This is a genomic window from Helicobacter sp. 'house sparrow 1' (assembly GCF_900199585.1).
Lineage (GTDB): Bacteria > Campylobacterota > Campylobacteria > Campylobacterales > Helicobacteraceae > Helicobacter_H.
This window is the reverse complement of record NZ_FZQY01000010.1, coordinates 25585-50515: the sequence shown is the minus strand read 5'-3', so window position 1 is coordinate 50515 and position 24931 is coordinate 25585. Positions and strand designations below refer to the sequence as shown.

The 24931-nt window shown below is 32.5% G+C and carries 26 protein-coding genes; 21 read left to right on the top strand and 5 right to left on the bottom strand.

Features of this window, described 5'->3' with window-relative positions; all coding sequences use genetic code 11:
• The 12 genes from C6H31_RS07100 to C6H31_RS05935 all read left to right on the top strand — a co-directional run.
• Positions 1 to 185, top strand: a 185-nt coding sequence (locus C6H31_RS07100) for a hypothetical protein (RefSeq protein WP_233712807.1), incomplete at its 5' end; no start/stop codon positions are given.
• A 512-nt stretch (positions 186 to 697) separates the two neighbouring features.
• Positions 698 to 1687: a phenylalanine--tRNA ligase subunit alpha gene (gene pheS / locus C6H31_RS05985; RefSeq protein ID WP_233709983.1), complete on the top strand. Its 990-nt coding sequence runs from the start codon at positions 698 to 700 to the stop codon at positions 1685 to 1687.
• Entirely contained in the window at positions 1687 to 4038 is a 2352-nt protein-coding gene (gene pheT, locus C6H31_RS05980; protein ID WP_104697909.1) for a phenylalanine--tRNA ligase subunit beta, read from the top strand. Before pheS ends, pheT begins: the two co-directional genes overlap by 1 nt.
• Positions 4039 to 4040: 2 nt before the next feature.
• Positions 4041 to 5309 carry a 3-phosphoshikimate 1-carboxyvinyltransferase gene (aroA, locus tag C6H31_RS05975; protein ID WP_104697908.1) on the top strand — a complete coding sequence of 423 codons (1269 nt, stop codon included), beginning with the start codon at positions 4041 to 4043 and terminating at the stop codon, positions 5307 to 5309.
• A gap of 1 nt (position 5310) precedes the next feature.
• The gene (locus C6H31_RS05970) at positions 5311 to 6159 is read left to right on the top strand and encodes a 4-hydroxy-3-methylbut-2-enyl diphosphate reductase (protein WP_104697907.1); all 849 of its coding nucleotides are present in this window, start codon (positions 5311 to 5313) and stop codon (positions 6157 to 6159) included.
• A gap of 257 nt (positions 6160 to 6416) precedes the next feature.
• A complete protein-coding gene (locus C6H31_RS05965; protein ID WP_104697906.1) occupies positions 6417 to 8066 on the top strand; it encodes a 30S ribosomal protein S1 in 1650 nt (549 codons plus the stop codon).
• A 10-nt stretch (positions 8067 to 8076) separates the two neighbouring features.
• Complete coding sequence (locus tag C6H31_RS05960) at positions 8077 to 8538, top strand: hypothetical protein (protein WP_104697905.1); 462 nt, start codon at positions 8077 to 8079, stop codon at positions 8536 to 8538.
• A 9-nt stretch (positions 8539 to 8547) separates the two neighbouring features.
• Positions 8548 to 9390, top strand: a complete 843-nt coding sequence (locus C6H31_RS05955; RefSeq protein WP_104697904.1) for a biotin synthase — start codon at positions 8548 to 8550, stop codon at positions 9388 to 9390.
• A gap of 10 nt (positions 9391 to 9400) precedes the next feature.
• Positions 9401 to 9727, top strand: coding sequence for a histidine triad nucleotide-binding protein (locus tag C6H31_RS05950; RefSeq protein WP_104697903.1), 327 nt, complete (start codon positions 9401 to 9403; stop codon positions 9725 to 9727).
• The gene (locus C6H31_RS05945; protein ID WP_104697902.1) at positions 9728 to 11074 is read left to right on the top strand and encodes an aminotransferase class V-fold PLP-dependent enzyme; all 1347 of its coding nucleotides are present in this window, start codon (positions 9728 to 9730) and stop codon (positions 11072 to 11074) included. It begins immediately after the preceding gene.
• Positions 11075 to 11084: 10 nt separating this feature from the next.
• Positions 11085 to 12059 carry a GDP-L-fucose synthase family protein gene (locus tag C6H31_RS05940; RefSeq protein ID WP_104697901.1) on the top strand — a complete coding sequence of 325 codons (975 nt, stop codon included), beginning with the start codon at positions 11085 to 11087 and terminating at the stop codon, positions 12057 to 12059.
• Positions 12037 to 13737, top strand: coding sequence for an ATP-binding cassette domain-containing protein (locus C6H31_RS05935; RefSeq protein ID WP_104697900.1), 1701 nt, complete (start codon positions 12037 to 12039; stop codon positions 13735 to 13737). Before C6H31_RS05940 ends, C6H31_RS05935 begins: the two co-directional genes overlap by 23 nt.
• A 10-nt stretch (positions 13738 to 13747) precedes the next feature.
• Here C6H31_RS05935 and prfA read toward each other — a convergent pair whose 3' ends face one another.
• Together prfA and rpsT are read right to left on the bottom strand one after the other, a co-directional pair.
• On the bottom strand, positions 13748 to 14809 hold the full coding sequence (gene prfA / locus C6H31_RS05930) for a peptide chain release factor 1 (protein ID WP_104697899.1): 1062 nt from the start codon (positions 14807 to 14809) through the stop codon (positions 13748 to 13750).
• Positions 14810 to 14815: 6 nt separating this feature from the next.
• Complete coding sequence (gene rpsT / locus C6H31_RS05925) at positions 14816 to 15118, bottom strand: 30S ribosomal protein S20 (RefSeq protein ID WP_104697898.1); 303 nt, start codon at positions 15116 to 15118, stop codon at positions 14816 to 14818.
• A gap of 133 nt (positions 15119 to 15251) precedes the next feature.
• On the opposite strand from rpsT, the gene glmM reads away from it, so the two are divergent.
• Together glmM and lspA are read left to right on the top strand one after the other, a co-directional pair.
• The gene (gene glmM, locus C6H31_RS05920) at positions 15252 to 16592 is read left to right on the top strand and encodes a phosphoglucosamine mutase (RefSeq protein ID WP_104697897.1); all 1341 of its coding nucleotides are present in this window, start codon (positions 15252 to 15254) and stop codon (positions 16590 to 16592) included.
• Entirely contained in the window at positions 16589 to 17065 is a 477-nt protein-coding gene (gene lspA, locus C6H31_RS05915) for a signal peptidase II (protein WP_233709982.1), read from the top strand. Before glmM ends, lspA begins: the two co-directional genes overlap by 4 nt.
• Here lspA and hemW read toward each other — a convergent pair.
• Positions 17026 to 18060: a radical SAM family heme chaperone HemW gene (gene hemW, locus C6H31_RS05910; RefSeq protein WP_104697895.1), complete on the bottom strand. Its 1035-nt coding sequence runs from the start codon at positions 18058 to 18060 to the stop codon at positions 17026 to 17028. The genes lspA and hemW overlap by 40 nt on opposite strands.
• A gap of 86 nt (positions 18061 to 18146) precedes the next feature.
• Between hemW and C6H31_RS05905 the strand changes: the two genes are divergently transcribed.
• The 7 genes from C6H31_RS05905 to C6H31_RS05875 all read left to right on the top strand — a co-directional run bounded on the left by C6H31_RS05905 (position 18147) and on the right by C6H31_RS05875 (position 23543).
• Positions 18147 to 18449 carry a c-type cytochrome gene (locus C6H31_RS05905; protein WP_104697894.1) on the top strand — a complete coding sequence of 101 codons (303 nt, stop codon included), beginning with the start codon at positions 18147 to 18149 and terminating at the stop codon, positions 18447 to 18449.
• A gap of 147 nt (positions 18450 to 18596) precedes the next feature.
• Complete coding sequence (locus C6H31_RS05900; RefSeq protein WP_104697893.1) at positions 18597 to 19064, top strand: RNA pyrophosphohydrolase; 468 nt, start codon at positions 18597 to 18599, stop codon at positions 19062 to 19064.
• Complete coding sequence (locus C6H31_RS05895) at positions 19064 to 20269, top strand: aspartate kinase (RefSeq protein ID WP_104697892.1); 1206 nt, start codon at positions 19064 to 19066, stop codon at positions 20267 to 20269. Before C6H31_RS05900 ends, C6H31_RS05895 begins: the two co-directional genes overlap by 1 nt.
• Positions 20266 to 20811, top strand: coding sequence for a HobA family DNA replication regulator (locus C6H31_RS05890; protein ID WP_104697891.1), 546 nt, complete (start codon positions 20266 to 20268; stop codon positions 20809 to 20811). Before C6H31_RS05895 ends, C6H31_RS05890 begins: the two co-directional genes overlap by 4 nt.
• A 3-nt stretch (positions 20812 to 20814) precedes the next feature.
• A complete protein-coding gene (locus C6H31_RS05885) occupies positions 20815 to 21441 on the top strand; it encodes a DNA polymerase III subunit delta' (protein ID WP_104697890.1) in 627 nt (208 codons plus the stop codon).
• The gene (gene folP / locus C6H31_RS05880; protein WP_104697889.1) at positions 21419 to 22555 is read left to right on the top strand and encodes a dihydropteroate synthase; all 1137 of its coding nucleotides are present in this window, start codon (positions 21419 to 21421) and stop codon (positions 22553 to 22555) included. Before C6H31_RS05885 ends, folP begins: the two co-directional genes overlap by 23 nt.
• Positions 22548 to 23543, top strand: a complete 996-nt coding sequence (locus tag C6H31_RS05875) for a hypothetical protein (protein ID WP_104697888.1) — start codon at positions 22548 to 22550, stop codon at positions 23541 to 23543. The genes folP and C6H31_RS05875 overlap by 8 nt, the downstream gene beginning before the upstream one ends.
• Here C6H31_RS05875 and C6H31_RS05870 read toward each other — a convergent pair.
• Both C6H31_RS05870 and C6H31_RS05865 read right to left on the bottom strand, forming a co-directional pair.
• Positions 23540 to 24319: a MetQ/NlpA family ABC transporter substrate-binding protein gene (locus tag C6H31_RS05870; RefSeq protein ID WP_104697887.1), complete on the bottom strand. Its 780-nt coding sequence runs from the start codon at positions 24317 to 24319 to the stop codon at positions 23540 to 23542. The two genes, C6H31_RS05875 and C6H31_RS05870, sit on opposite strands and share 4 nt — an antisense overlap.
• The gene (locus C6H31_RS05865; RefSeq protein WP_233709984.1) at positions 24316 to 24924 is read right to left on the bottom strand and encodes a methionine ABC transporter permease; all 609 of its coding nucleotides are present in this window, start codon (positions 24922 to 24924) and stop codon (positions 24316 to 24318) included. The genes C6H31_RS05870 and C6H31_RS05865 overlap by 4 nt, the downstream gene beginning before the upstream one ends.
• Between the last annotated feature and the right edge of the window lie 7 nt (positions 24925 to 24931).

Sequence of the window (24931 nt, the reverse complement as noted above, 5' to 3'; positions counted from 1 at the left end):
TCTCTAAAAAAGAAGAAAATACTCTAAAGAAAATAAAAGATCTTAGAGTTCAAAATAAAGGAAATTCTAAAGTGTATCTAGTAGGTCCATTTAACAGTGAGCAGGATGCATTAAAGCAAAAAGATCAAATGCAAGGCATATTAAAAGAATTAAATTCAAATGCTAATGTGATTGTAGTGGAATAAGACTAGATCTAAAAAATAGTAAACCCTAACTCTAAAAATAAGAGTTAGGGTAGAAATAATTAAACTCAAACAATCAATCAAGGAGGGAAAAAACTAAAAGATGCAATGCATCAATGTTCTTTAAAATAAAGAGAAATCTTTCTTTCTCTTGCCACCACTTAATTTTTTTCTTTTTTTATTTTTTAAAGATTTTTTTTAAAAACAAATCTTTAGCAAGTTACACAACAAACTATACAACAAAATATGCTTTTTTGAAAGTTTTGGCATATTCATAATGAACTCCTGTTAAGTGGTGGTAGGAGAGGGAATTGTCTCTAAAAACTATATTTTATTTGTTTATATTTTGCAAAAAGTAATTAGTATTTATAATGTTGCCTTGATAGTTAGTAGGCTCCTAGTTGTTTAAAGAGTAAGTTATTTTTAGATTTTATTTAAAGAAAGCTGAGGAAAATGTATTATTTTTCATTAAAATAACGCATTATTTTAAGATGATAGTTGCGAGGAAGGAAGAAGTGGAGATTTTTGAGCAAAAAATAATACAAGCAAAAGATATTAAGGAGCTTGAAGCGGTTAGAATTGAGTTTTTTGGTAAAAAGGGAAGTATTACTCAAAAATTTAGTGCCTTGAAAGATCTAGAGGGGGAAGCAAAAAAAGAGCTTGCAAGAGAACTTAATCTTTTGAAATCAAAATTTGAGAATTTATTTTCAGAGAAAAAGGTAATTTTAGAAAACGAAGAATTGCAAAAAATATTGCTGAGTGAAAAGATTGATCCTAGTTTGTTTTATTCTCAATCTAAGGGAAGAGTGGGGCATCCAATCAACTATACAAAAGATCGGATTATAGAATATTTTAAGAATCTTGATTATGATTTATGTGTAGGGCCTTTGGTAGAGGATGATTTTCATAATTTTGAGGCCTTAAATATTCCTATTTATCATCCTGCAAGAGATATGCAAGATACATTCTATTTTAGAGATTCTATGTTATTGCGAACTCATACTTCACCTGTTCAAATTCGTACGATGCTAGCACAACGACCTCCTATCAAAATGATTTGTACAGGAGCCACATTTCGTAGAGACTATGATTTAACTCATACCCCGATGTTTCATCAAGTTGAAGGCTTGGTTGTTGATTATGGAAAAAATGCTAACTTTGCGAATCTAAAATTTACGCTTGAGAATTTTTTACAATATTTATTTGGAGATGTAAAAGTTCGTTTTAGATCAAGTTTTTTTCCTTTTACAGAACCTAGTGCAGAGGTTGATATCAGCTGTAATTTTTGTGGTGGTGATGGCTGTAGGGTTTGCTCTCATACAGGATGGCTTGAGGTTTTAGGCTGTGGAGTTGTAGATTCAAGAGTATTTGAAGCTGTTGGATATGAGGGTGTAAGTGGTTATGCCTTTGGAATGGGAATTGAGCGTTTAGCAATGCTGACTTGTGAAATAAATGATTTAAGAAGCTTTTTTGAAACAGATTTGAGAATATTGGAGCAATTTTAATGAGGGTTACAACGCATTTACTAAAAGAGTTTGTTGATATTGAAGACTTGACAATTAATGAAATTTGCAATGCTTTAAATGTTATAGGTTTAGAGATTGATGCCTGTGAAGCTATAGATTTACCACAAAAGATTGTAGTGGGAAAGGTGTTACAAAAAGAAGCACATCCAGATGCAGATAAATTAAGTGTATGTAGAGTTGATGTAGGTGGCGAGGTCTTGCAGATTGTTTGTGGAGCAAAAAATGTTGCACAAGATCAGCATGTTGCGGTTGCGCTTTGTGGAGCTAAACTTGCATTTGATGGAAAGATTTTAGAAATTAAACCCAGCAAGCTAAGAGGAGTTGATAGCTTTGGGATGTTGTGTTCAAGCACAGAATTGGGATTGCCAAAAATAAATGATGGAATTATGCTTTTGGATGAAAGTATCGGAGAGCTCGTTTTGGGTAGAGAATTAAGGGAGTATGAAATTTTCAGAGATTATATTTTAGAGATTTCTCTTACTCCAAATCGTGGGGATTGTCTCTGTGTTTTGGGGATTGCGAGGGAACTAAAGGCTTACTTTGGACTTAAATTTAAGAAAATGAAAGAATATTTAAGTAATAACCAAATTGGCATAGGAAGAAAATTTCAAGTTGCTCAAAAGAATAAAGTAGATTCATCATTGCTTTATAAAGTAATGGATTTTGAAGCAAAGAATTTGCCATTGCAAATGCAGATTGCCTTGGGTATCAATGGTATTTTAAAAACAGGAATTATTGAGAATTATTTAAATTATGTTACTTATATGACAGGTGTAATTTTGAATGCTTATGAGGCAGATAAGCTTTATAAGAATCAAAATCAGACAAATGAGATTTTATGGCTTTATGTTCAAAAGAATCCTCAAGGATTTGAGGAGATCTTTGCAAATGATAAACTTTCTTATATAGGGGTGGGAAATTTAGTTGAGCAGGATTTGGATACAAGCAAGACAATTATTTTTGAAGCAAGTTATATTGCTCCTTTTCAAATTTCTCAGGTTTTATTTGAAAATAAGGCACAAAAGCAGAATAAAGAATTGGTTTATAAGAGTGTTAGGGGAACAAACCCTGACTTACACCTAGGAATTAATTATCTTTGTGTTTTATTAGATCTTTACAGTTCGTGCTTTATTTATGATGGTGTTCAGGAGATTAAACAAGATAAAGAAGAAAATATCATACGCACAAAGTTTTCTAGTATTGCTCAAATTATAGGATTTGAGATTCCCATCCAGATTGTTTCTGATATTTTAAAGCAACTTGATTTTTATTTGGAGCTAAAAACTAATGATGATTCATTTAGTGTAGTGGCTCCTTCCTATCGCCATGATATCCAGACTGAACAGGACTTGGCAGAAGAAATTTTAAGAATCTATGGAGTAGATAAGATTCCACCAGTTCCTCATACGATGCAAGAAGAATCAAAAATCACCCCAGCTTATTTAGCTTACAAAAATCAGAGGCGTATCGTTCAAAGAGCCTTGGCCCATAACTTTGTAGAATGTATCCATTATCTTTTTTATCAAAAAGATAGGTTGCAAAAGTTTGGTTTTGAGGTTCTTGAGGATCAAAAAGAGTTGCTTAACCCAATTACTTCAGAACTCAATACTCTAAGAAGTTCTTTGCTTCCAGCATTATTAGATTCTATTTCAAGGAATCAGAATTTTGGCTATAAGAATATAAGCTTATGTGAGATTGGAAGTGTCTATGACAGTCAGCGTAATGAAAAGTTAAAAATTGCCTTTGCGGTGAGTGGTATGAAAGATGGGGAGCAATTCCCAAATCCTAAGGGCATTAAATGGGATTTTTATTCCTTTGCGCAAGTAGTTTCAAAGATTGTTGGAGAATTTGAGTTGCAAGTTTTAGAGAATCAAATTCCACAAATATTTCATCCCTACCAAAGTGCTTATGTAATTTTAAATAACCAAAAAATTGGGATTATTGGAAAGCTTCATCCGGTTTTTGCAAAAGAGATGGAACTAGCAAATGTATTCTTATGTGAGCTAGATTTACAAGAATTGCAACTAGAGCATCCTTTATGTAAAGAATTTTCAAAATTACCTACAAGCTTGAGGGATTTAACAGTATTAGTAGAAGATACCTTTGTTTTTGCAGAAATCCGAAAGGCAATTTTGCAAGAAAAGATTGCATACTTAAAAGATATCTATCCTTTAGATATTTTTTCTCAAGAAGATGGAAAGATAGCATTAAGTATTCGTGCAGAGATCACACCAGATAAAAAGAATTTAACTGAAGAGGATATTGCTTTAGTAACTAAAAAGATATTGCAAGTTTTGGAAGAAAAATTTGATATTAAATTAAAAAGCTAAGAATGAAAATTTTAAAAGCTAAAAGTGTAAGGGGTGAACTAGATAATATCGCCCCTGATAAGTCAATCTCTCATCGCTGTGTAATTTTTTCTCTTTTAGCCAGTTCAACTAGCGAAATCAAAAATTTTTTGTTAGCAAAAGATACTCTTAGTTCCCTAAATATCGCGAAACAGCTTGGACTTAAAGTAGAAAAAAAGAAAGATATATTGCTTTTTATCCCTCCAAAAGAAGGGATTAGAGAGCCTGTTAATATTTTAAATTGTGGTAATGCTGGAACTGCGATGAGACTTTATATGGGATTACTTGCTGGGAATAATGGACATTTTGTATTAAATGGTGACCAATCTTTGAGAAATAGACCAATGGATAGGCTTATTAAACCTCTACAGGATATAGGTGCAAAAATCAAAGCAAGGAAAGAGGATAGATTTGCACCAATTAGTATTGTTGGAAGTAAGCTAAGGGACTTTTCTTATAAAAGCGGTGTTGCATCAGCACAAGTTAAAAGTGCGATGATACTAGCTGGGCTTTTTTCGGAAGGAAAATCTTATTTTAAAGAACCCTATTTAAGCAGAGATCATACAGAGAGAATGCTTCAAGGGATGGGGGCTAGTTTAAAAAATAAAGACAATGGGATTTATATCACTCCTTTAAAAAAACCACTTGAACCATTAATTTTAGAGATTCCATCAGATCCATCTAGTGCCTTTTTCTTTGCTGTTGCTGGAGTTATTTTGCCAAATAGTCATCTTGTTTTAAAAAATGTTTTATTAAATCCTACTAGAATTGAAGCCTTTGAAGTTCTTAAAAAAATGGGTGCAAAAATTAGTTATGAAATTACTCAAGATTCTTATGAATTAGTAGGTAATATTACAGTTCAATCTAGCCAGCTTAATGCAATTACATTAAACAAGAATATTGCTTGGCTGATTGATGAGATACCTGCTCTAAGCATCGCAATGGCAAGTGCTAAGGGAACAAGTATCATAAAAAATGCAAAAGAATTAAGAATCAAAGAGACAGATAGAATTCAAGCAATTGTAAAAAATTTAAAAAAGATGCATATAGAAGCTGAAGAATTTGAAGATGGGTTTAGCATTAAAGGTGGAGAGTTTTATAGCGCAAAAGTAGATAGTTTTGGAGATCATCGTATTGCGATGAGTTTTGCAATCGCGGGACTTAAGTGTGGGGTGGAAATTAGAAATTTTAAATGCGTGGATATTTCTTTCCCAAATTTTTTGGAAATTTTAAACAAAATTACTAAGGGATAAAATGGAAATAAAATTAGCAAAAAAATATGGTTTTTGTTTTGGGGTAAAACGAGCGATTAAGTTGGCTGAAAAAAGTGCAGGAGCGATAACATTTGGGTCTTTAATTCATAATAGTAAAGAAATTAAGCGCTTGGAAGATGATTTTAATGTGTTTGTAGAAAATGATACAGATAGGGTAAAGCAAAATCAAAGTGTTATCATACGCACACATGGAATTACAAAGCAGGATTTGGAGATCTTAAAATCAAAAAATGCAAAAATTACCGATGCAACTTGTCCTTTTGTAATAAAGCCTCAGCAAATTGTAGAATCGATGAGCAAAGAGGGGTATAGTATTGTAATTTTTGGAGATGTAAGCCACCCAGAAATTCAAGGGGTAATGAGCTATGCAGTAAGCGAACCTATTGTGGTTGGAAGTCTTGAAGAAATTTATGAAAAGAAGATAGGGAAAAAGGTGGCTCTTATCTCTCAAACCACCAAACAAACAAAAAAATTTTTGGAAATAGCAGATTATTTAATGCAAAATTGTTATGAAACAAGAGTGTTTAATACAATTTGTAATGCTACTTTTGATAATCAAGAAGCTGTTAGGGAGTTGAGTCAGGAAGTGGATGTGATGATTGTTGTAGGAGGAAAAACTTCTTCAAACACAAAACAGCTCTTAAATATTGCACAAATATATTGCAAAGATAGTTATCTTGTTGAAGATGAGAATGATTTAGTGTTGGATTGGTTTAAGGGTAAGAAAGTTTGTGGTATCACTGCTGGAGCATCAACACCAGATTGGATTGTAAAAAAAGTGCAAGATTTTATAGCAAAGATAGAAAGCAAAGATGAAATAATCCCTTGATTTAAAAGTTTAAAAAACAAAGGATATAACTTCTTTATAACTTATATAAAGAAGTTTAATTTGCTTTAAAAGTTTAAGAATTGAACTACTTCTTATTTATTTAAAATATCTTTTTATATTTTTAAAGAGAGTTTGGTTTATTTAATCTTAAAAATTTGTAAAAAACAAAAAGTTAAAAAGCTTGGTAGTTTTTGTGAGTTTTAAGCAAAAATAAGATAATATAACGCAAAAATACAAAAAAAGATTAAGGGATTTTGATGAGAGTGAATTTAGATAATTTCGATCAGTTTGATACTGGTGAAGATTTTGCAGCGCTTTTTGAAGCAAGTCAAAAAGGGGAGGAAAAGGGCGTAGTTCAAGAAGCTATTATTGTAAAGATAACAGCAGAAAATGTAATGGTTGATGTGGGTGAGAAAGTTGAGGGTCGTTTTAATATCTCTGAAATACAAGATGAAACAGACAAGGTCCTTTTTAAAGAAGGAGATAAGATTCTTGTGTATGTTACAAAAGGTGGAGGAGAATATTTTAGTGTTTCTTATAAAAAAGCACTGAAATTTAAAAAGATACAAGAAAAAATTAAGGCTTTGGGGAATGACTACAAGGACAAAATCATAGAAGCTAAGATTGTAAGAAAGAATAAAGGCGGTATTGTACTTGAAGATAGTGAAGGTGTAGAGTATTTTATGCCAAAATTCCAAGCATCTGCAAGAGAAGATAAGAATAAAAGGATTGAAGTCTGTATCATTAATGTAAAGCCAGAGGAAAATAGCATCATTGTTTCTCGTAAGCATTATTTTGATTTGAGCGATAGGCTTCATAGTGAAAATGCAAAACAGTTTTTAGAGTCAAAAGAACCCTTAGATGGTATAGTTAAGCGTATTACAAGTTTTGGTATGTTTGTAAGTGTAAATGGAGTAGAAGGGCTGGTGCATTATACAGAGATTGCACATAGGGGACCTGTGAATCCTTCAAAACTTTATAAAGAAGGAGATAGGGTTCAAGTTAAGGCAATTTCATATGATGAAAATAAAAAGAGACTTTCTTTTTCAATAAAAGCTCTGCAAGAAGATCCTTGGAAAGAAGTTATCAATGAGCTTAAGGTTGGGTATGCAATTAAGGTAAATGTTAGTAATATTGAGCCTTATGGTGCTTTTGTAGATATTGGTAATGACTTAGAAGGATTTCTACATATTTCTGAAATTTCTTGGAGCAAGGACATTAAACATCCACAAGATGTGCTAAAGGTTGGGCAAGAGATTGATGTAGAGATTATTGAAATTGATCCTAAAGAGAGAAGACTTAGAGTATCTTTGAAAAAGCTTCAAGAAAAACCTTTCTCTCAGTTTATAAAGCAAAATAAGGAAGGGGATGTCATAGAGGGTAAGGTTGAAACATTAACAGACTTTGGAGCTTTTGTTAATCTTGGTGGCATCGATGGCCTTTTGCATAACGAAGATGCTTTTTGGGATAAGACAAAGAAGTGCAAGGATGTTTTGAAGGTTGGCGATCAGGTTAAAGTGAAAATTATTAAGATTGATCCATCAAGTGAGAGAATTTCTCTAAGCCTAAAGGCACTAGAGGAATCTCCTGCAGATAAATTTGCAAAGAAACATCAAGTTGATGATGTTGTTGAGGGACAAGTTGTTGATATTAAAGATTTTGGTGTGTTTATTGAAGTAGATGGTGTAGATGCTCTAGTGAGAAATGAAGATTTAGCAGGTGTGAAAAAAGAGGAGTTAAAGAAGGGGGATATGCTAAAAGGGGCAGTTGCATTTATTGATAAAGTAAATGGAAAGATTAGAGTTTCTGTAAAAAGATTAGAAAAGCAACAAGAAAGAGAAGAAATTAAGAATTTTAATTCTGCTGATAAGATGACGCTGGGTGATAAATTAAAAGGGTTGCTTTAATTTTTTATAAATGACAAAGAGTATCAAGTTAATCTTAGCTATGGTTGTGTTTGCTGTAGTTGCCATTGCAATTTTTTTGCTTGTTTCCTATCAAAAGACACTTGTAAAAGAAAGCTTTCAATTGGATTATGCACAACCAAGAGAGGATTTTGAGATTAAGATTCCAAAAGAAAAGACTTGGTTTTCTGGTATGAAAAAAGAAAAAGATTTTGCTTATCCTGCAAGTGAAGTTGGTTTTTCTATCAAATTTATAGATCCAAATGAAACCAAAAAAACACATCGAGTGATTATTAAAGATGTGTATGAAGAACTGTTGTTTTGTCTTAAAGAGGTTTTTAAAGATAAAGGTGTTGAATTTGCATATAATAAGACACCTACCAACTTGGATATTATTGTGTATTTAGTAGATGGAAAAGAGGATGAGATATTAAAAACACTTCGCTACTACAATATTACTTATCAGAATAATTAAAGGGTTGATTTGAAAAAAGAGATTTTTTTATGTTCTATATCCAATGTGAGTAGTGGAAATTGCTCTGAGGATTGTAAGTATTGCACACAGAGTGTGTATTATGAAACAGATATACAAAAATACAAATTCAAGCCTATTGAGACAGTTGTACAAGAAGCAAGGGCTCTTAAAGAATATGGAATGCTTGGTTTTTGTCTAGTAACTTCAGGAAGAGAACTTGATTCTCAAAAGTGTGATTATATTGCAAGGGTTTCAAAGGAATTAAAGAAGCAAATTTCTGATATACATCTAATTGCATGTTGCGGAAGAGCTGATGAAGATTCTTTAAGATTTTTAAAACAAAGTGGTGTGGATAGCTATAACCACAATCTTGAAACCGCGCAGAGTTTTTTTAAAGAAATTTGTTCTACTCATACTTGGGAGGAACGGTATGAGACTTGTGAAAATGCTCTCAAGGCTTCCTTAGGGCTTTGCACAGGGGGTATTTTTGGACTTGGAGAGAGTTGGGAACAAAGAATGGAGCTTTTACAATCCCTTAAATCTTTAGAGCCACATTCTGTTCCCATTAATTTTTTTATTCCAAATCCTGCATTACCGATTAAACAAGATGTAATTGCACAAGAGGAAGCATTGGAGTGTATTATTCTTGCGAAGGAATATTTACCTTCTGTGAGATTGATGATTGCTGGAGGTAGGGAAGTAGTATTTAAAGAAAAGCAAAAAAAGCTTTATGAATATGGGGTCAATGCAATTGTATTAGGAGACTATCTAACAACAAAGGGTAGGACACCAAAAGATGATGTGCAAGAGCTTTTGTCTTATGGCTTGAGTATTGCAAAAACATGTCATTAGGAGTATTTTTATGAATGTATTTGAAAAGATTATCAAAGGAGAGATTCCTTATAAAAAGGTTTTGGAAAATGATAAGTTTTTGGCCTTTTATGATATTGCACCAAAAGCCCCTATACATGTTTTGGCAATTCCAAAACAAAGCTTCAAGGACTTTAATACAATGCCACCGCAGTTGCTTGCTGAGATGAGTTTATTTATTCTTGAGGTTGTAGAACTTTTAGGTATTAAGGAAAAGGGCTATAGATTAGTAACAAATATTGGGGTTGATGGTGGTCAAGAAGTTCCTCATTTTCACTATCATATTTTAGGTGGTTCAAAATTGAAATGGGAAAAATAAGTGAGAGATTTCCTAGATTTTGCTTTTAGAAATTTTTTAGATGGTTTTTATGAAGATAAGATTGAAGATTTAAGGGAACAAATTATACTCAAAAAAGATTCCTATTATTTTGATTGGACTGCTTCAGGACTTGCAAGTTCTTTGGTGGAAAATCGCATCAGAGAAATCTTGCCCTTTTATGCTAATACTCATTCTAGTAGTTCTACGCATGCAATGCTAATCCAGGAACTTTATCAAGAATCTAAAAAAAATATACGAAAAAGTTTAGCTCTAGATGATGATTTTGCTGTCATTTCTTGTGGTAGTGGTTCTACATCTGCCATAAAAAAATTTCAAGAGTTGCTAGGGATTTATATCCCTCCTGCAACAAAGAAGATCGTAGAAGTTAAGAAAGATCTTTTGCCCCTAGTGGTTGTTGGGGCTTTTGAGCATCATTCCAATGAAATTAGTTTTCGTGAGGGGCTATGTGAAGTCTATCGGGTTAGGTTGCTTGAAAATTTTGATTTTGATCTAGAAGATTTTGAAAGAGTTTTGGAGCAAAATAAGCATAGAAAAATAATTTTTTCGTGCAATCTTATTTCAAATGTTACAGGGAATATCGCACCCTATAAAGAAATGGTTGAAATTGCGAGGAAATATTCTTGCATTATTGCATTTGATATGGCTACAAGTTCTCCAGATTTAATTATAGATTGTAATTATTTTGATGCTTGTTTTTTATCTCCCCACAAATTAATGGGAGGAGTTGGTGGAAGTGGAATACTTTGTGTCAGAAAAACTCTCATTGATACTTCAAAAGCCCCTACTTTTGCCGGTGGAGGTGTAGTGTCCTATGTGGATAGGAAAACTCAAATTTATTTAAATGATGAAGAATTGCGAGAAGAAGCAGGAACCCCTCCAATATTACAGCTTTTTAGGTCTTCTCTTGCTTATAAACTTAGAGATGAAGTAGGAATAGATTTTATTTCCCAAAGAAAAAAAGTTTTAATGCGTCTTTTAATGCAAGAGTTACAAACAATAAAAGATATTGTAATTTATGGAAAAACAGAGCATTTTGGTGTTGTATCTTTTAATATCTTTGGGATTTCACCTTTTGATCTTGCTTATTTTTTAAGCAAGCACTACAAAATTCAAACTCGTGCAGGCTGTAGTTGTGCAGGACCCTATGGGCATGATTTATTAAAATTACAGGATAATGTTTATAGAGGGGAAAAGAATCCTTATGGGTGGTTGCGCATTAGTGTTCATTATACCCATACTCTGCAAGATATTAAATATTTATCCCAAGCTCTTAGAAAGGCTATTGATATTTTAAATCCTGGCTTGTATGATACAATGCCACAATAAGGTAGGTGAGATGCATCTTGATTCTAAAATTTTTGTTGCTGGCCATAATGGTCTTGTGGGGAGTGCAATTACAAAAGTCCTACGGGATCGTGGTTATCATAATTTAGTTTTGAAAACCAGAGATGAGCTAGATTTATTTGATTATGTAGCAGTGGAGTCCTTGTTTGAAAAAGAAAAAATTGAGTATGTTTTTCTTTGTGCTGCTAAAGTTGGTGGAATCGTAGCAAATAATACATATCGTGCAGATTTTATCTATCAAAATTTATTAATTCAAAATCATTTAATTTATTTATCCCATAAGTATCTGGTAAAAAAGCTTTTATTTTTAGGATCAAGTTGTATTTATCCAAAGCATTCTCCTCAACCAATTAAAGAGGATTATCTTCTAAGAAGTGAGTTAGAATATACAAATGAGCCTTATGCGATTGCAAAAATTGCTGGAATAAAAATGTGCGAAGCTTTCAATTTGCAGTATAAAACAAATTTTATCGCAGTGATGCCTACAAATTTGTATGGAGAAAATGATAATTTTGATTTACAAACCTCTCATGTAATTCCTGCCCTAATAAGAAAATTTCATGAGGCTAAGGTTGGAAATAAGAAACAAGTAGTTATTTGGGGAAGTGGAAAACCTAAAAGAGAGTTTTTATATAGTGGTGATATGGCTGAGGCATGTGTTTATGTAATGCAAACTATTGATTTTGAACATCTAAGTAGGGGAATGCAAGAGGTTAAAAATACACACTTAAATATTGGATTTGGGTCTGATATTAGTATTAAAGAGTTGGCATTTTTGATAAAAGAAGTCGTACAGTTTGAAGGAGAAATAGTTTTTGATGCCACAAAACCAGATGGGACATATCAAAAACTTATGGATAGTTCAAAGATTTTTTCTTTAGGCTGGAAACCAAAGATATCATTGTTTGATGGTATTAAAAAAACTTATGAATGGTATTTGAAAAATGAAACAAAAACAAGACAATAGCTTTTTTAAAAATATATCTTTAATTTTATCTCTTATTACAAGGCGTGATAGAGTCGTAATGCTGGGGTTATTATTTGCTACTTTAATCTTAACCCTCATTGAAACTTTTGGCGTAAGTATTATTATGCCCTTTATCACTCTTGCAACCAATCCTGGTTTAATCTTGGAGTATAAGGCTTCTGCAGCTATCTTTAATTTTTTTCATTTTAAAAATACTAATCAATTTATGATTACATTTTCTATTCTTTTAATTGGTTTTTATATTTTTAGAGCATTCTATAATATTATTTACACATACTCGCTAAATCGTTTTGTCTCTAAAAAGTACCACTATTTTTCCTATGGGGTTTTTTGCAAGACAATTAGACAAGATTATGAGAAATTTTCTAAAAAAAATTTAGATCTTATTAGAAAAAATATTGTCCAAGAATCAAGCAATGCTTCACATTTTCTCTCTAGTTTTTTAAATATTTTTTCAGAAGTTAGCATCATGCTTTTGCTTTATACACTTTTGTTGTACATAAGTTGGAAGATGACTTTAGTATTAACTTTTTTACTTTTACTAAATATATTATTGATTGCAAAAGGTGTAGGGAGAGCTGTGGGAAAGCAGGGTGCTGAAAGGTCTAAAGCAGAAGGTGCTTTTTTTAAGATATTGTCTCAAACTCTTAGTAATTTTAAAATTGTAAAACTTAGAGCTAGGGAAGAAGATGATTTTAGGGTTTTTGAGCAAATTTCTTTAAGAAGATCTAAGGTTCAAATCTTATTTCAAACTTTTAATTCCTTACCAAGAAATATTTTAGAGACAGTAGGGTTTTGTATGCTGGTGGCCTGTGTTGGTTATATATTATATTCCTATGGTAGTGCAAGTGCTGTTTTACCCATTGTTTCGATGTATGCTTTAGCTTTATATCGTATATTGCCATCAGTCACTAAAATTTTAGATCACTATAATATGATGATTTTTATGGGTAAGTCGGTGGAGCAAATTTATCAAGCCTTACAAGAAGATGATCCACAAGAAGGTGAAGATGCTATAGAATTTAATGACAAGATTACTCTAAAAAATATTGCCTTCTCCTATCCAGCAAAAAAAGAGATATTTATAGATTTTAACCTTGAGATTAAAAAAGGGGAAAAAGTAGCCTTTGTAGGAAAGAGCGGAGCGGGAAAATCAACATTAATTGACCTTATTATAGGTATTTTAAAGCCCAAGGGGGGTGAGATTATTATTGATGATGTGAAGCTTGATAATACCAACATTAAATCTTGGAGGCGTAAGATTGGTTATATCCCTCAAGATATTTATTTATTTGATGGGAGTGTTGGTGAAAATATTGCCTTTGGCAGTAAAATCGATAAGGCACGATTGATAGAAGTTTCAAAGATGGCAAAAATTTATGATTTCTTGCAAGAAAATGATGGTTTTGATACTCAAGTAGGGGATGGGGGAAGTAATTTAAGTGGAGGGCAAAAACAACGAATAGGTATTGCAAGAGCTCTATATCACAATCCTGAGATTTTGGTATTAGATGAGGCAACAAGTGCCCTAGACACACAAACTGAAAGCCAAATCATGGATGAGATTTATCAGATTTCAAAAGATAAAACACTTCTAGTAATTGCTCATCGCCTTAGTACTATTGAGAGATGTGATAGAAAGATTACCGTGGGTTAGGGAGTAAGATTTATTCAGCTCCCATAGCTTTGCTTTGAGCATTTGCAATAAGGGGATCGATTACAGCACCAAGATCTCCAGCCAGCATAATTTCTTCTAGGCTATAGAGTGTCAGACCTATTCGGTGGTCTGTAAGACGATTTTGAGGATAATTATAGGTCCTTATCCTTTCACTCCTATCACCACTGCCTACTTGATCCTTTCTTGCTTGAGCATTTTGGCTTTGTTGCGCCTGGAGTTGTGCTTCATAGATTCTAGAGCGCAGTATTTTCATTGCTTTATCTTTATTTTTATGTTGAGATTTTTCATCTTGGATAGAAACACTAATCCCAGTTGGAATATGAGTAATTCTTACAGCAGAATCTGTTGTGTTAACACACTGTCCTCCATGACCTCCTGCACGAAACACTTCAATACGCAAATCGCTTGGATTGATGGTAACTTCTATATCATCTACTTCTGGCATTAATGCCACAGTAATTGCAGAGGTATGAATTCTTCCTTGAGATTCTGTTTCGGGGACTCTTTGCACTCTATGAGTTCCCCCTTCAAATTTGAGTTTAGAGTACGCACCATTTCCTTTAATAAGTGCAATAATTTCCTTATAACCTCCCACATTATTTTCACTAGAACTTATAATCTCAACTTTCCACTTTTGAGAATCTGCATAGCGACAATAAGCCTTAAAGAGATCTCCAACAAAAATCCCAGCCTCATCTCCCCCAGTTCCAGCACGCAATTCTAGAAAGATATTTTTATTATCATTAGGATCTTTAGGAATAAGTAAAAACTTGATGTCTTCTTCAAGCTTTATTTTTTGTTCCTCTAAAACTTTAAGATCTTCCTTAGCCAATTCCCCAAGATCTTTGTCTTCTAGTAATGCCTTACTTTCTTGAATCTGATCTAAAGTTTTTATATACTCCCTAGCCTTTTGGGTAATATCTTCAATTTCGCTTTGTTCTTTACTTAGAGTGGTTAGTTTCTTGATATCAGAAATAATTTGAGAATCTGCTAAGAGAGCAGATATCTCATCATATCTTTTTATAATTGGGAGAAGTTTTTTAACAAGCATCAATTATTAAGCAGATGTAGAAGTACTGCCTTTAACCATTTCTTTTACAGCAGCATTAAGGCGACTAACTTTTCTAGAAGCGGTATTTTTCTTAATAACACCCTTGCTTACAAACTTATGTAACTCTTTGTTGGCAATTTTTAAAGCTTCTTGAGCCTTTTGGATATCAGATTCTTGAGGATCTTTGGCAACAATACTCTCTCTCACTGCCTTGATGATGTTCTTAATTCTTGTTCTATAGTAGCGATTTCTCTCAGTTCTTTTGATTGTTTGACGAATTCTTTTTTCAGCAGATTTATGATTTGCCATAATTCTTAATCCTTTTATAATCAATTTTAAGGCAGAATTATGCCAAAATTTTATTTAAAATGAGTTTAAAGTTAAAATATTGACTTGTTTTAAAAAAGAATGAAATCAAACTAACTAATAGGGGAATGTAGAGATGACAAAGATTTTTGGAACAGATGGGGTAAGAGGAAGAGCAGGAACAGATATTACACCTTTTTTGGTTTTAAAACTTGGAATTAGTGCAGGACTTTATTTTAAGAAACAGGGGACTACAAATAAGATTCTGGTGGGTAAGGATACAAGGCGTAGTGGATATATGATAGAAAATGCTTTGGTTTCAGCACTTACCTCAATAGGTTATGATGTAATTCAGGTAGGTCCAATGCCAACACCTGCAATTGCATTCTTGACAGAAGATATGCGTTGTGATGGTGGAATTATGATTTCTGCTAGCCATAATCCCTTTGAGGATAATGGTATTAAATTTTTTGATCGTTTTGGTTTTAAATTAGATGAAAATGCAGAAGAGGAGATTGAAAAAATTTTTGCAAATAAAGATTTACTATCAAGTAGTTTTAAGACCCATTCAGACATTGGAAGCTCAAAGCGCATTGATGATGTGATTGGTAGGTATATTGTTCAAATCAAGAATTCTTTTCCAAAAGATCTGACAATGAAGGGCTTTAGAGTAGTTCTAGATACTGCAAATGGTGCCTCATATAAGGTCGCACCTACAATTTTTTCAGAACTTGGTGCAGATGTTATTGTGATTAATAATACCCCTAATGGATCAAATATTAATGATAATTGTGGGGCAATTTCTCCACAATGTCTAAGTGAGGCTGTAAAAAAATATCGTGCGGATATAGGTTTTGGCTTTGATGGGGATGCAGATAGATTGGTTGTTGTGGATAATAATGGAAAGATAGTCCAGGGAGATAAGCTAATAGGAGCCCTAGCAAATCATCAAAAAGAAATTAAAAAATTGAAAAATAATAAAATTGTTGCAACTGTAATGAGTAACTTGGCATTAGAAGAGTTTTTAAAAAGCAAGGATATTGAGTTGATGCGCTGTGATGTGGGAGATAAATATGTGATTGATCTTATGAGGCAGGAAAAATTAAATTTTGGGGGTGAACAAAGTGGGCATATTATATTTGGAGATTATGCAAAAACAGGAGATGGCCTAGTAAGTGCATTGCAAGTAATGAGTCTTTTGAAAATGAGGCAGGAGGAAAGCAGTGTTGTATTAAATCCATTTGAACTTTATCCTCAAAGATTAGTTAATGTTTCTATTAGTGAGAAAAAACCCCTTCATACAATTGCTAATTATGATGCATGGTTGAGAGATTTTGAGTCAAAAAATATAAGGCATTTAATTCGATACTCTGGGACAGAAAATAAACTTAGGGTTTTACTTGAGGGAAAAAATCAAGAACTCTTAGATTCTCTAATAGGTAGTTTTGAGCTATTTTTAAAAAAGGCATTAGGGTGAAGGTCTTTTTAAGCACCTTTTTAAGTGTTTTTATACTTGATCAGGTAGTGAAATATTTATTTTTTTATTATGCTGGTGGTATTGATGGAATGGTGTTGTGGGAGAATAAGATTATATCCCTAGTGCTTGTTTTTAATAAGGGTATTGCTTTTTCTTTTTTGAGTTTTTTGGGAATCTACTTAAAATATTTACAGGTGCTAGCAATTTGTATTGCAACTTTTTTACTTTGGAGACAGAAAGGCTTTTTTTTGCAAAATACTCTTGCTTTTGGATTGATTTTTGCAGGAGGATGTTCGAATTTATTAGATCGGTTTGTCTATGGAGGGGTTGTAGATTATATTTATTGGCATTATTATTTTGAGTTTGCTGTGTTTAATTTAGCAGATGTAATGATTGATTTGGGTATATTCCTTTTACTCTATAAAATTATGATTTATAAAAGCCATAATGCTAATTCATCAGCAATAAAATAATCTAGTGCAAAAACCCTGCCATTTTTGCAAACTACCTTCTTTTCCTCTAATAATATTTGGAGCTTTTTAGGATTTAAGAGAGAGACATCCACTCCTATTTCACATCTTAGTCCTAGAAATATTTTTTCTGTTCTGATATCTTCTTCACTCAATAATTCTTTCTTTCTAAAATCTGGATTTTTGATGTAATTTTCTAGGTTTGTATGTGTATAAAATCTAGTATTGTCAATTTTTCCTACACTCCCACAACCGCATCCTATGTAATCTTCATATCTCCAATAAGAAAGATTGTGTAAAACTTTATAACCTCTTGAATAATTTGAGACTTCATATTGCAAGAAGTTAAACTCTTTTAGAGCAGAGATTATCTCTTGGTGTAAGGAGAAACTTGTTTGTCTAAAACCTTGTTTTTGTAAGCTGGAATTTTTTTCAATACTAAGACTATAGGCGGAAATGTGGTTAATTGGTAGCATGGATGCTTTTTTAATTTCTTCATAGATTCTCAAAGGGGTATCTTGGGGGGTATCATAAATAAGATCGATACTAAGATTTTTAATACCACTATCATAGGCAGTTGAGATTGCTTGATTTATATCTTTATAGAAGTGATCTCTTTGCAAAAAATGCAATTTATCATCAAAAAAGCTTTGCACCCCTATACTCAGTCTAGTTGCTCCGAGGTTTTTGAGCGTGTTGCACCAGTGGGAGGTAATAAGATTAGGATTTGCTTCTAGAGTAATTTCACAATTTTGAGCAAGAGAAAAGTTCTTATTAATAGCTATAAAGATTTTTTCATAAAATTTTTCAGATAGTAGGTTTGGTGTTCCTCCTCCAAAAAAAATAGATGTGATTGGTGTAGAAACTTTTGATAGAGATAAATCTTTAATGAGTGCTTGGACAAAATTTTCTTGTAGAGACTGTGCATTTTCGTAAGAGACAAAAGTACAATATCCACAGCGATTCAAGCAAAAAGGAATATGAATGTATAAAATCATAAAATTTATTACTACCTATTGTAGAATTTGTTACATAATTGTAATATATTAGACTCTAAATATCAAAATTATATCAAGGAGTAATAATGAAGAGGATTTTATCTTTATGTTTTTTTAGCGCAATGGTTGTTTCTGCAGATCCTGCAGCTATAATTAAATCAAAATGTGCAAGTTGCCATGGAACAAATATGGAAAAGGCTGCTTTGGGAAAAAGTCATATTGTTAGTAATATGAGTGCAAGTGAAATTGAGGAAACTCTTAAGGGGTATAAAGCAAAAACACTTAATAAATATGGTCTTGGTGGGACAATGTGGGGTCAGGCTGGAGCCCTTTCAGATAGCGATATCAGCGAAATTGCAAAATATATTACTACAAACTTAAAGAAGTAATCAGAGTTTATTCTTCTTTACTAGATACTAGCTTTTAGTATCTAGGTAAAAGTTTTCATACTTATCGAAGTTTTAACTTACTTACAATATAATTACACACATATTCTTTTTTGAAAGATAAATTCATATCTCAAGGACTTATGTGAGATGAAGCAAAAAAGGTATCGTCCAAATGTAGCAGCAGTTGTTGTTTCCTCTAAATATCCAAAAGTGTGTGAATTCTTTATTGCACAAAGGAGTGATATGAAGGGTATTTGGCAATTTCCTCAAGGTGGAATTGATGAGGGTGAAAGTCCAAAGGATGCTTTATTTAGAGAATTGAAGGAAGAAATTGGGACTGATGAGATTGAGATATTAGCAGAGTGTCCAAAGTGGATTACATATGATTTTCCAAAGACAATTTCTAAAAAAATGTATCCTTTTGATGGTCAGATACAGAAGTATTTTTTGGTGCGACTTAGGAGAGGGAGTGTCATAAATTTGCAAACTAAGCACCCCGAATTTAGTTCCTTTAAATTTGTGAGTTATGAGGAGATTTTTGATATTGTAAATCATTTTAAAAGAAGTGTTTACAAAGAAGTTTTAGAACACTTTAAAAAAGAGGGTTATTTGTAATGTTGATTGTTCAAAAATATGGTGGGACAAGTATGGGGGATTGTGAAAGAATCCAGAATGTAGCAAATAGAGTTGCAGAAGCTAAGAAGAATAATCATTCTTTAGTGGTAGTGGTTTCTGCGATGAGTGGAAAAACAGATGAGCTCTTGAGCTATACAAAGTTTTTTAGCACTCTTCCCAATGCTAGAGAAGTTGATATGGTTTTGAGTTCAGGTGAAAGGGTTACGAGTGCATTACTTGCAATTGCTCTGGATGCAATGGGATTTAAAGCAATCTCTTTGAGTGGGAGAATGGCAGGAATTACTACAGATTCTGTGCATACTAAGGCTCGCATTAAGGAGATAAATACAGGTTATATTAAATCATTGTTAGAGCAAAATTATATTGTCATTGTCGCAGGATTTCAGGGGGTTAGCACAGAGGGTGAGGTTACAACATTAGGTCGTGGAGGAAGCGATTTATCTGCTGTTGCTTTAGCAGGAGCACTTCAAGCAGACTTGTGTGAAATATATACTGATGTAAATGGGGTTTATACAACAGATCCTAGGATTGAGAAGAATGCTAAAAAGATACAAAAGATAAGTTATGATGAGATGTTGGAGCTTGCTTCAATGGGTGCAAAAGTCTTATTAAATCGCTCTATTGAGTTTGCAAAGAAATGGAATATCCCCTTAGTAACTAGAAGTTCGTTTAATACTGAAGAGGGGACAATGATTTTACATGAGGAGAATATTATGGAACAAGCAGTTGTAAGTGGAATAGCATTAGATAAGAATCAAGCAAGAGTGAGTATGGTAGATGTGATTGATAGACCTGGAATTGCAGCTGATATTTTTGGAGAGCTTGCAAATGCAAATATTAATATTGATATGATTGTGCAAACTATTGGCAGGGATGGAAAAACAGATTTAGATTTTACAATTCCAGAAACTGAGGTTGAAGAAGCAAAGAGAGCCTTAAAACGCTTTGAGAAAGATGTTGGAATTATTGAGTTTGATTGTTCTATTGCTAAGGTATCTATAGTGGGAGTAGGGATGAAGTCTCACTCTGGCGTTGCAAGCGTGGCCTTTAAAACACTTGCAAGTGAAAATATTAATATTATGATGATAAGCACAAGTGAGATTAAAATTTCAGTGCTTATTGATATCAAATATGCAGAGCTTGCAGTTAGATCTCTACATAGTGCTTATGAGCTTGATAAATGAGTGTTGGAATTTCAGAATGGATGCTAAAAACTATTAGAGAGGAGAATAATAAAATTGCTCTAAATAGTGATTGGCTTGAGATAGAGAGATTTCAATGGGTAAGTCTTGTATCTAGAACTATTACATATATTCTAAATGGTGGAACATTGCTATTATGCACGGATGAGAGGTTTGAATGGTTTGGAAGCTATATTTCTAGTAGAATCAATAGATTAAAGGCAAATAGGCCTCTAGTTCCAGTTTTTTTGCTTAAGGATATTATTCCTAATGTGTATGAGCATAATAATGCTTTGGTGTATGATATGTTGAGTTTAAGTTATAGGGATTATGCCTTTTGGTATATTGGCAAGACAAGTAGTGCGGCTGCAAAGCTTGCATTAAGTAGAAATAATGGTTTTTTATGGATTTTTGATGAATCGATACAAAATGCTTTACATCTCAATTCTTCAGATAAAATGGTAGATTACAAGCTTATTCAACTTTATAAGGTTTTTGAAGAAGCATTATTTGGTGTAATGTTGGGTGATATTGTTTTAGAATAAAAAATGGTAGGAAATAAAATTATTTTAACTCATCATTTTGATAATACCTTAGAGACATTCCTTGCTCCTTTAGATAGGAATTTTGTAAGGATTTTTAGATCTGAAGAATTTAAAATTGAAGATGCCCATCAAGTAATCACAGAGGCTTATATTGCATCTGATAAAAAAAAATATCTTTGTATTATTGCAAATTCTTATAACACTTTCGCCCAAAATGCACTATTAAAGATTCTAGAAGAACCACCTAAAAATATAGAATTTATATTATTTGCTAAAAACAAGAACTCTCTCTTAAATACCATTAGATCACGATTACAGATTGAAGATAGAAGAGAAAAAGTTAGATTAGAGCCTTTTGAGCTTAATTTAGAACAGCTAAAGTTAGAGGATATTCATAATTTTTTGAAAAAAGATTTTGATGAAACACAAGAAAAATTAAAACAAAAAATACAATCTTTGCTTTTTAGTGCCCATAAGGCAGGGATTATGTTTAACCAACAAGAATTAGAGAATTTTGATGCAGCTCTTCTTGCTAATAGTAATTATCAAAGAGGTAATTATATTTTTCTACCATTATTACTAATGATTTTGCAAAAAAAGAGAAACAATGTATATACAACAAATCAATAGAGATTTTTGCCATCAGGCAATTGAAGAAATCCAAAGTGATAGTTTTGGCAGGAAGATTATGAGTGATAAGTCAGAGATTCTTGCTTTTAAGGTCTTTGGCTTGTCTTTATCAGCTACGATGATATTAAAACAAGAGGCTATAAGTGTTGGGGGTGATTTTGCAACTCCAAGAGATTGTATTTTGGCAAAAGATAAATATTATGATGGTATCTTGTTTGGTAGTGTATCTCAAATAAATCGTATTATTAAGAAGTGCAAAATTCAACCCTTTGGATTAAAGGAATTCGCGTTTCAATTGCAAGCCTTTTTGAAACCAAGAAAATTTCAACCAAAAATTATGGCAGTTGTAAATGTAACACCAGATAGTTTTTACCAAGACTCTAGGCAGAGTGTGCAAGGAGCGATAGATAGAATTACTGCTTTATTGCAAACAGAGGTTGATATTATTGATATTGGTGGAGCAAGTTCAAGGCCAGGCAGTGATTTAATAGATCCTATGGAGGAGAAAAATCGCTTGAAGGAAATTTTTCATTTTATTGCTTCAAATCAGCTGTTTAAACAAAAAGAATTTAGTATTGATACCTATAATGTTGAGGTAGCCAGGGAAGCTTTAAAAAATGGTTTTTGTTGGATTAATGATGTAAGTGGTTTTGCAGATGAAAAAATGATGTATTTGGCAAAAGAGTATCAAGCAAAAGTATTTTTAATGCATACAAGAGGAACTCCAAAGGAAATGCAGCAACTTACTTCTTATCAGAATCTTTTTGAGGAAATAGATTTGTTTTTTAAGCAAAAAATCTCTAAGCTTTTGGAGTATAAGATAGGGGATATTGTTTTGGATATAGGGTTTGGTTTTGCAAAAAATACCCAACAAAATCTAACTTTAATTAAACACCTAGGACATTTTAAAAAGTATGGATATCCTATCTTAGTGGGCGCAAGTCGCAAACGAACTATTCAAGAAATTATCAAAAAAGAAGCAAAAAATGCACTAAGTGGTACATTGGCACTGCACCTTTTAGCATTAGAGAATGGAGCAGATATTTTAAGGGTTCATGATGAGATGGAGCATTTGGATCTTTTAAAAATCTATAAGGCCTACCAAGATGCATAATCCTTCTTTAAAGTCTATGAAAATTTTTCTTCAGTCCAGAGGATATGACACAGACAATAAAGAAAAACAAGAGATTTTAGAGCTTTATAAAAAAATTTGTTCTCAAGAGATATGTCTTTATCAAAATGATATCTTTGATAATAATTTTTTTGAGGCAATGGGTGTAAGAGAGAATGCAGAGTTTATAACATTATCTCAAACTATTGGTAGGGAAGTAGAAGAAATACAAACAGATGTAAAAAAACTTTATATTTTATTAGATAAATATATTGAAAAATTCCCTTATGAAGAATTAAAATTTTTGATTTTTAGTCGGGTTAAAAAGATTCCTTTTTTGACAATTGAGAGGATTTTAAAAATTAAATACTGTGAGTATCAGGAAGTTTGGTTAGAAAAAATTGAAAAGAATCTTAAAGTATTGCCACAAGAAGAGAGAATGACCTTAATGCAGTATTATCAACAAATACGAAATAATATTCCTTTATTATTTAAGGTTTATCAAAAGTCATTTGATGAGCAAGAAGTTCAAAGGATGAAAGAGGTGGCCGAAAATAAACTGTTGCTACTTAAAAACTATGAACCTCAAATGCTTGAGGAGAGTTATAAAGTTTTTTATGATGATAGTGAAGAGAAAATGAAATTGGTTAGAGAGGTTTTAGAGCTTACTCATTCTTATACCAAGCATTCATTAAAGCATATGCCAGTTAAAAATCTTTTGGAACTAAAAGAAGAGATAAAAAGACAAAAACACAAGGAAGAACAGAGTAAAAAACTTATTCTTAAGCATATTAAGATATTAGAAGAGAGTATTTTGATGGCAAGTGATAGCGAATTTGACATGGCTTGCATCAATGCTGTGAATGAACTAAATAGTGAAGAATTGCAAAAAGTTTTGGACTATCTAGGCTCTCAAAACAAGTTCTTTATCAACAAGTTTGAGAGCGTTGCTAAGCAGATTAGTGGCCGAATGAAGGCCAAAATCTTTTAAAATGCGGGTATTATTTCTCCATTATAATTTTGGAGTATAAAATCCCTAGTAGAATCGCTTTGAATTGCACGCATCAAAGCCTTAATTTTTGCAGAATCCTCCTTACCTTTTTTTACAGCTATTATATTTGCATAGGGTGATTCTTTTCCTTCCTGCGAGATAGGATTTTTTAGTTTTGCTTGTAAAGCATAATTTCCATTAATAACAGCCAAAGCCACATCATCCAGTATTTTTGGCAAGAGACCTGCCTCCATTGGTTTAATGACCAATTTTTTAGGATTTTGTATGATATCCTGCTCAGTGCTGCTAAGATTTTTAGAATCTCGTAGTTTGATAATTTTTTGATTATCTAACAAAATTAGTGCTCTAGCAAGATTGCTAGGATCATTGGGTATAGCAATAATATCTCCCTCTTTTAAGCTTTTCAGCTGTTGAATTTTTTTTGAATAGATAGAAAGGGGTTCTATATGAACCAAGCCAGCACTTACTAGTGTGAGATTTCTATCTTGGTTGCTTTTTTCAAGATAGGGGAGATGTTGAAAAAAGTTTGCATCAATTAAATTATCTTGTAGTGCTAAGTTTGGTGTTACATAATCTGTATAGGGAATAATTTTTAAACTAAAACCCTCTTTTTCTAGTAAGGGTTTAATAAATTCAAGAATTTGGGCATGAGGAACAGGGGTTGCCCCAACTTTAATTTCTGTTGCAGATTCTTGCTGATTCTTACAACCAAAAAAGAAAACTATTATTGAAAGTAAAACTAAAATCTTTTTCATTTTATTCCTCTCTTATTTTTAATTTTATAAACAACCCAATCACCAAGAAATTGAATACATTGCACTAAAACAATCATAATAAAAACTGTAGAGAACAATATGTCTGGTTTATTGGATTGAAAACCAATACGGATTGCCAAATCTCCCAACCCTCCAGCACCTAATACCCCGGCCATAGCAGAATAACCCACAATAGAAATAACTGCAATTGTTAGAGCATTGATTAAGGAGGGTAGGGTTTCATCTACGATAACTCTAATTAGTGTTAATTTAGTAGCACCAAGACTAAGGTTTGCTTCAATAATTCCTCTATCTACTTCTGATAGAGCACCTTCAAACAATCTTGCTACAAATGGAATTGCAGCAATGGATAATGAAACAATTGCAGCACCCACCCCAATACTTGTCCCAATTAAAAATCTTGATATGGGTAAAAGAAGGACAATTAAAATGATAAATGGAAATGATCGTATAATATTGACAATGCTTCCTATAGCTCTATTAAGATTTGGCATAGGAAGAATAGATTCTTTTTGTGTGATAAAAAGAAAAATTCCAAGAGGTAGTCCAAATATCACTGCTAATAAAGAAGAACCAAACACCATAAAAATA

Coding starts and splice junctions, on each gene's coding strand:
- C6H31_RS05890 (WP_104697891.1), top strand. CDS start 20,266: ATGAGTGTTGGAATTTCAGAATGGATGCTAAAAACTATTAGAGAGGAG.
- C6H31_RS05940 (WP_104697901.1), top strand. CDS start 11,085: ATGCATCTTGATTCTAAAATTTTTGTTGCTGGCCATAATGGTCTTGTG.
- C6H31_RS05935 (WP_104697900.1), top strand. CDS start 12,037: ATGAAACAAAAACAAGACAATAGCTTTTTTAAAAATATATCTTTAATT.
- C6H31_RS05905 (WP_104697894.1), top strand. CDS start 18,147: ATGAAGAGGATTTTATCTTTATGTTTTTTTAGCGCAATGGTTGTTTCT.
- C6H31_RS05865 (WP_233709984.1), bottom strand. CDS start 24,924: ATGGTGTTTGGTTCTTCTTTATTAGCAGTGATATTTGGACTACCTCTT.
- hemW (WP_104697895.1), bottom strand. CDS start 18,060: ATGATTTTATACATTCATATTCCTTTTTGCTTGAATCGCTGTGGATAT.
- aroA (WP_104697908.1), top strand. CDS start 4,041: ATGAAAATTTTAAAAGCTAAAAGTGTAAGGGGTGAACTAGATAATATC.
- C6H31_RS05965 (WP_104697906.1), top strand. CDS start 6,417: ATGAGAGTGAATTTAGATAATTTCGATCAGTTTGATACTGGTGAAGAT.
- prfA (WP_104697899.1), bottom strand. CDS start 14,809: ATGCTTGTTAAAAAACTTCTCCCAATTATAAAAAGATATGATGAGATA.
- C6H31_RS05885 (WP_104697890.1), top strand. CDS start 20,815: ATGGTAGGAAATAAAATTATTTTAACTCATCATTTTGATAATACCTTA.
- rpsT (WP_104697898.1), bottom strand. CDS start 15,118: ATGGCAAATCATAAATCTGCTGAAAAAAGAATTCGTCAAACAATCAAA.
- pheT (WP_104697909.1), top strand. CDS start 1,687: ATGAGGGTTACAACGCATTTACTAAAAGAGTTTGTTGATATTGAAGAC.
- C6H31_RS05875 (WP_104697888.1), top strand. CDS start 22,548: ATGCATAATCCTTCTTTAAAGTCTATGAAAATTTTTCTTCAGTCCAGA.
- glmM (WP_104697897.1), top strand. CDS start 15,252: ATGACAAAGATTTTTGGAACAGATGGGGTAAGAGGAAGAGCAGGAACA.
- C6H31_RS05960 (WP_104697905.1), top strand. CDS start 8,077: ATGACAAAGAGTATCAAGTTAATCTTAGCTATGGTTGTGTTTGCTGTA.
- C6H31_RS05895 (WP_104697892.1), top strand. CDS start 19,064: ATGTTGATTGTTCAAAAATATGGTGGGACAAGTATGGGGGATTGTGAA.
- C6H31_RS05970 (WP_104697907.1), top strand. CDS start 5,311: ATGGAAATAAAATTAGCAAAAAAATATGGTTTTTGTTTTGGGGTAAAA.
- C6H31_RS05870 (WP_104697887.1), bottom strand. CDS start 24,319: ATGAAAAAGATTTTAGTTTTACTTTCAATAATAGTTTTCTTTTTTGGT.
- C6H31_RS05950 (WP_104697903.1), top strand. CDS start 9,401: ATGAATGTATTTGAAAAGATTATCAAAGGAGAGATTCCTTATAAAAAG.
- folP (WP_104697889.1), top strand. CDS start 21,419: ATGTATATACAACAAATCAATAGAGATTTTTGCCATCAGGCAATTGAA.
- C6H31_RS05900 (WP_104697893.1), top strand. CDS start 18,597: ATGAAGCAAAAAAGGTATCGTCCAAATGTAGCAGCAGTTGTTGTTTCC.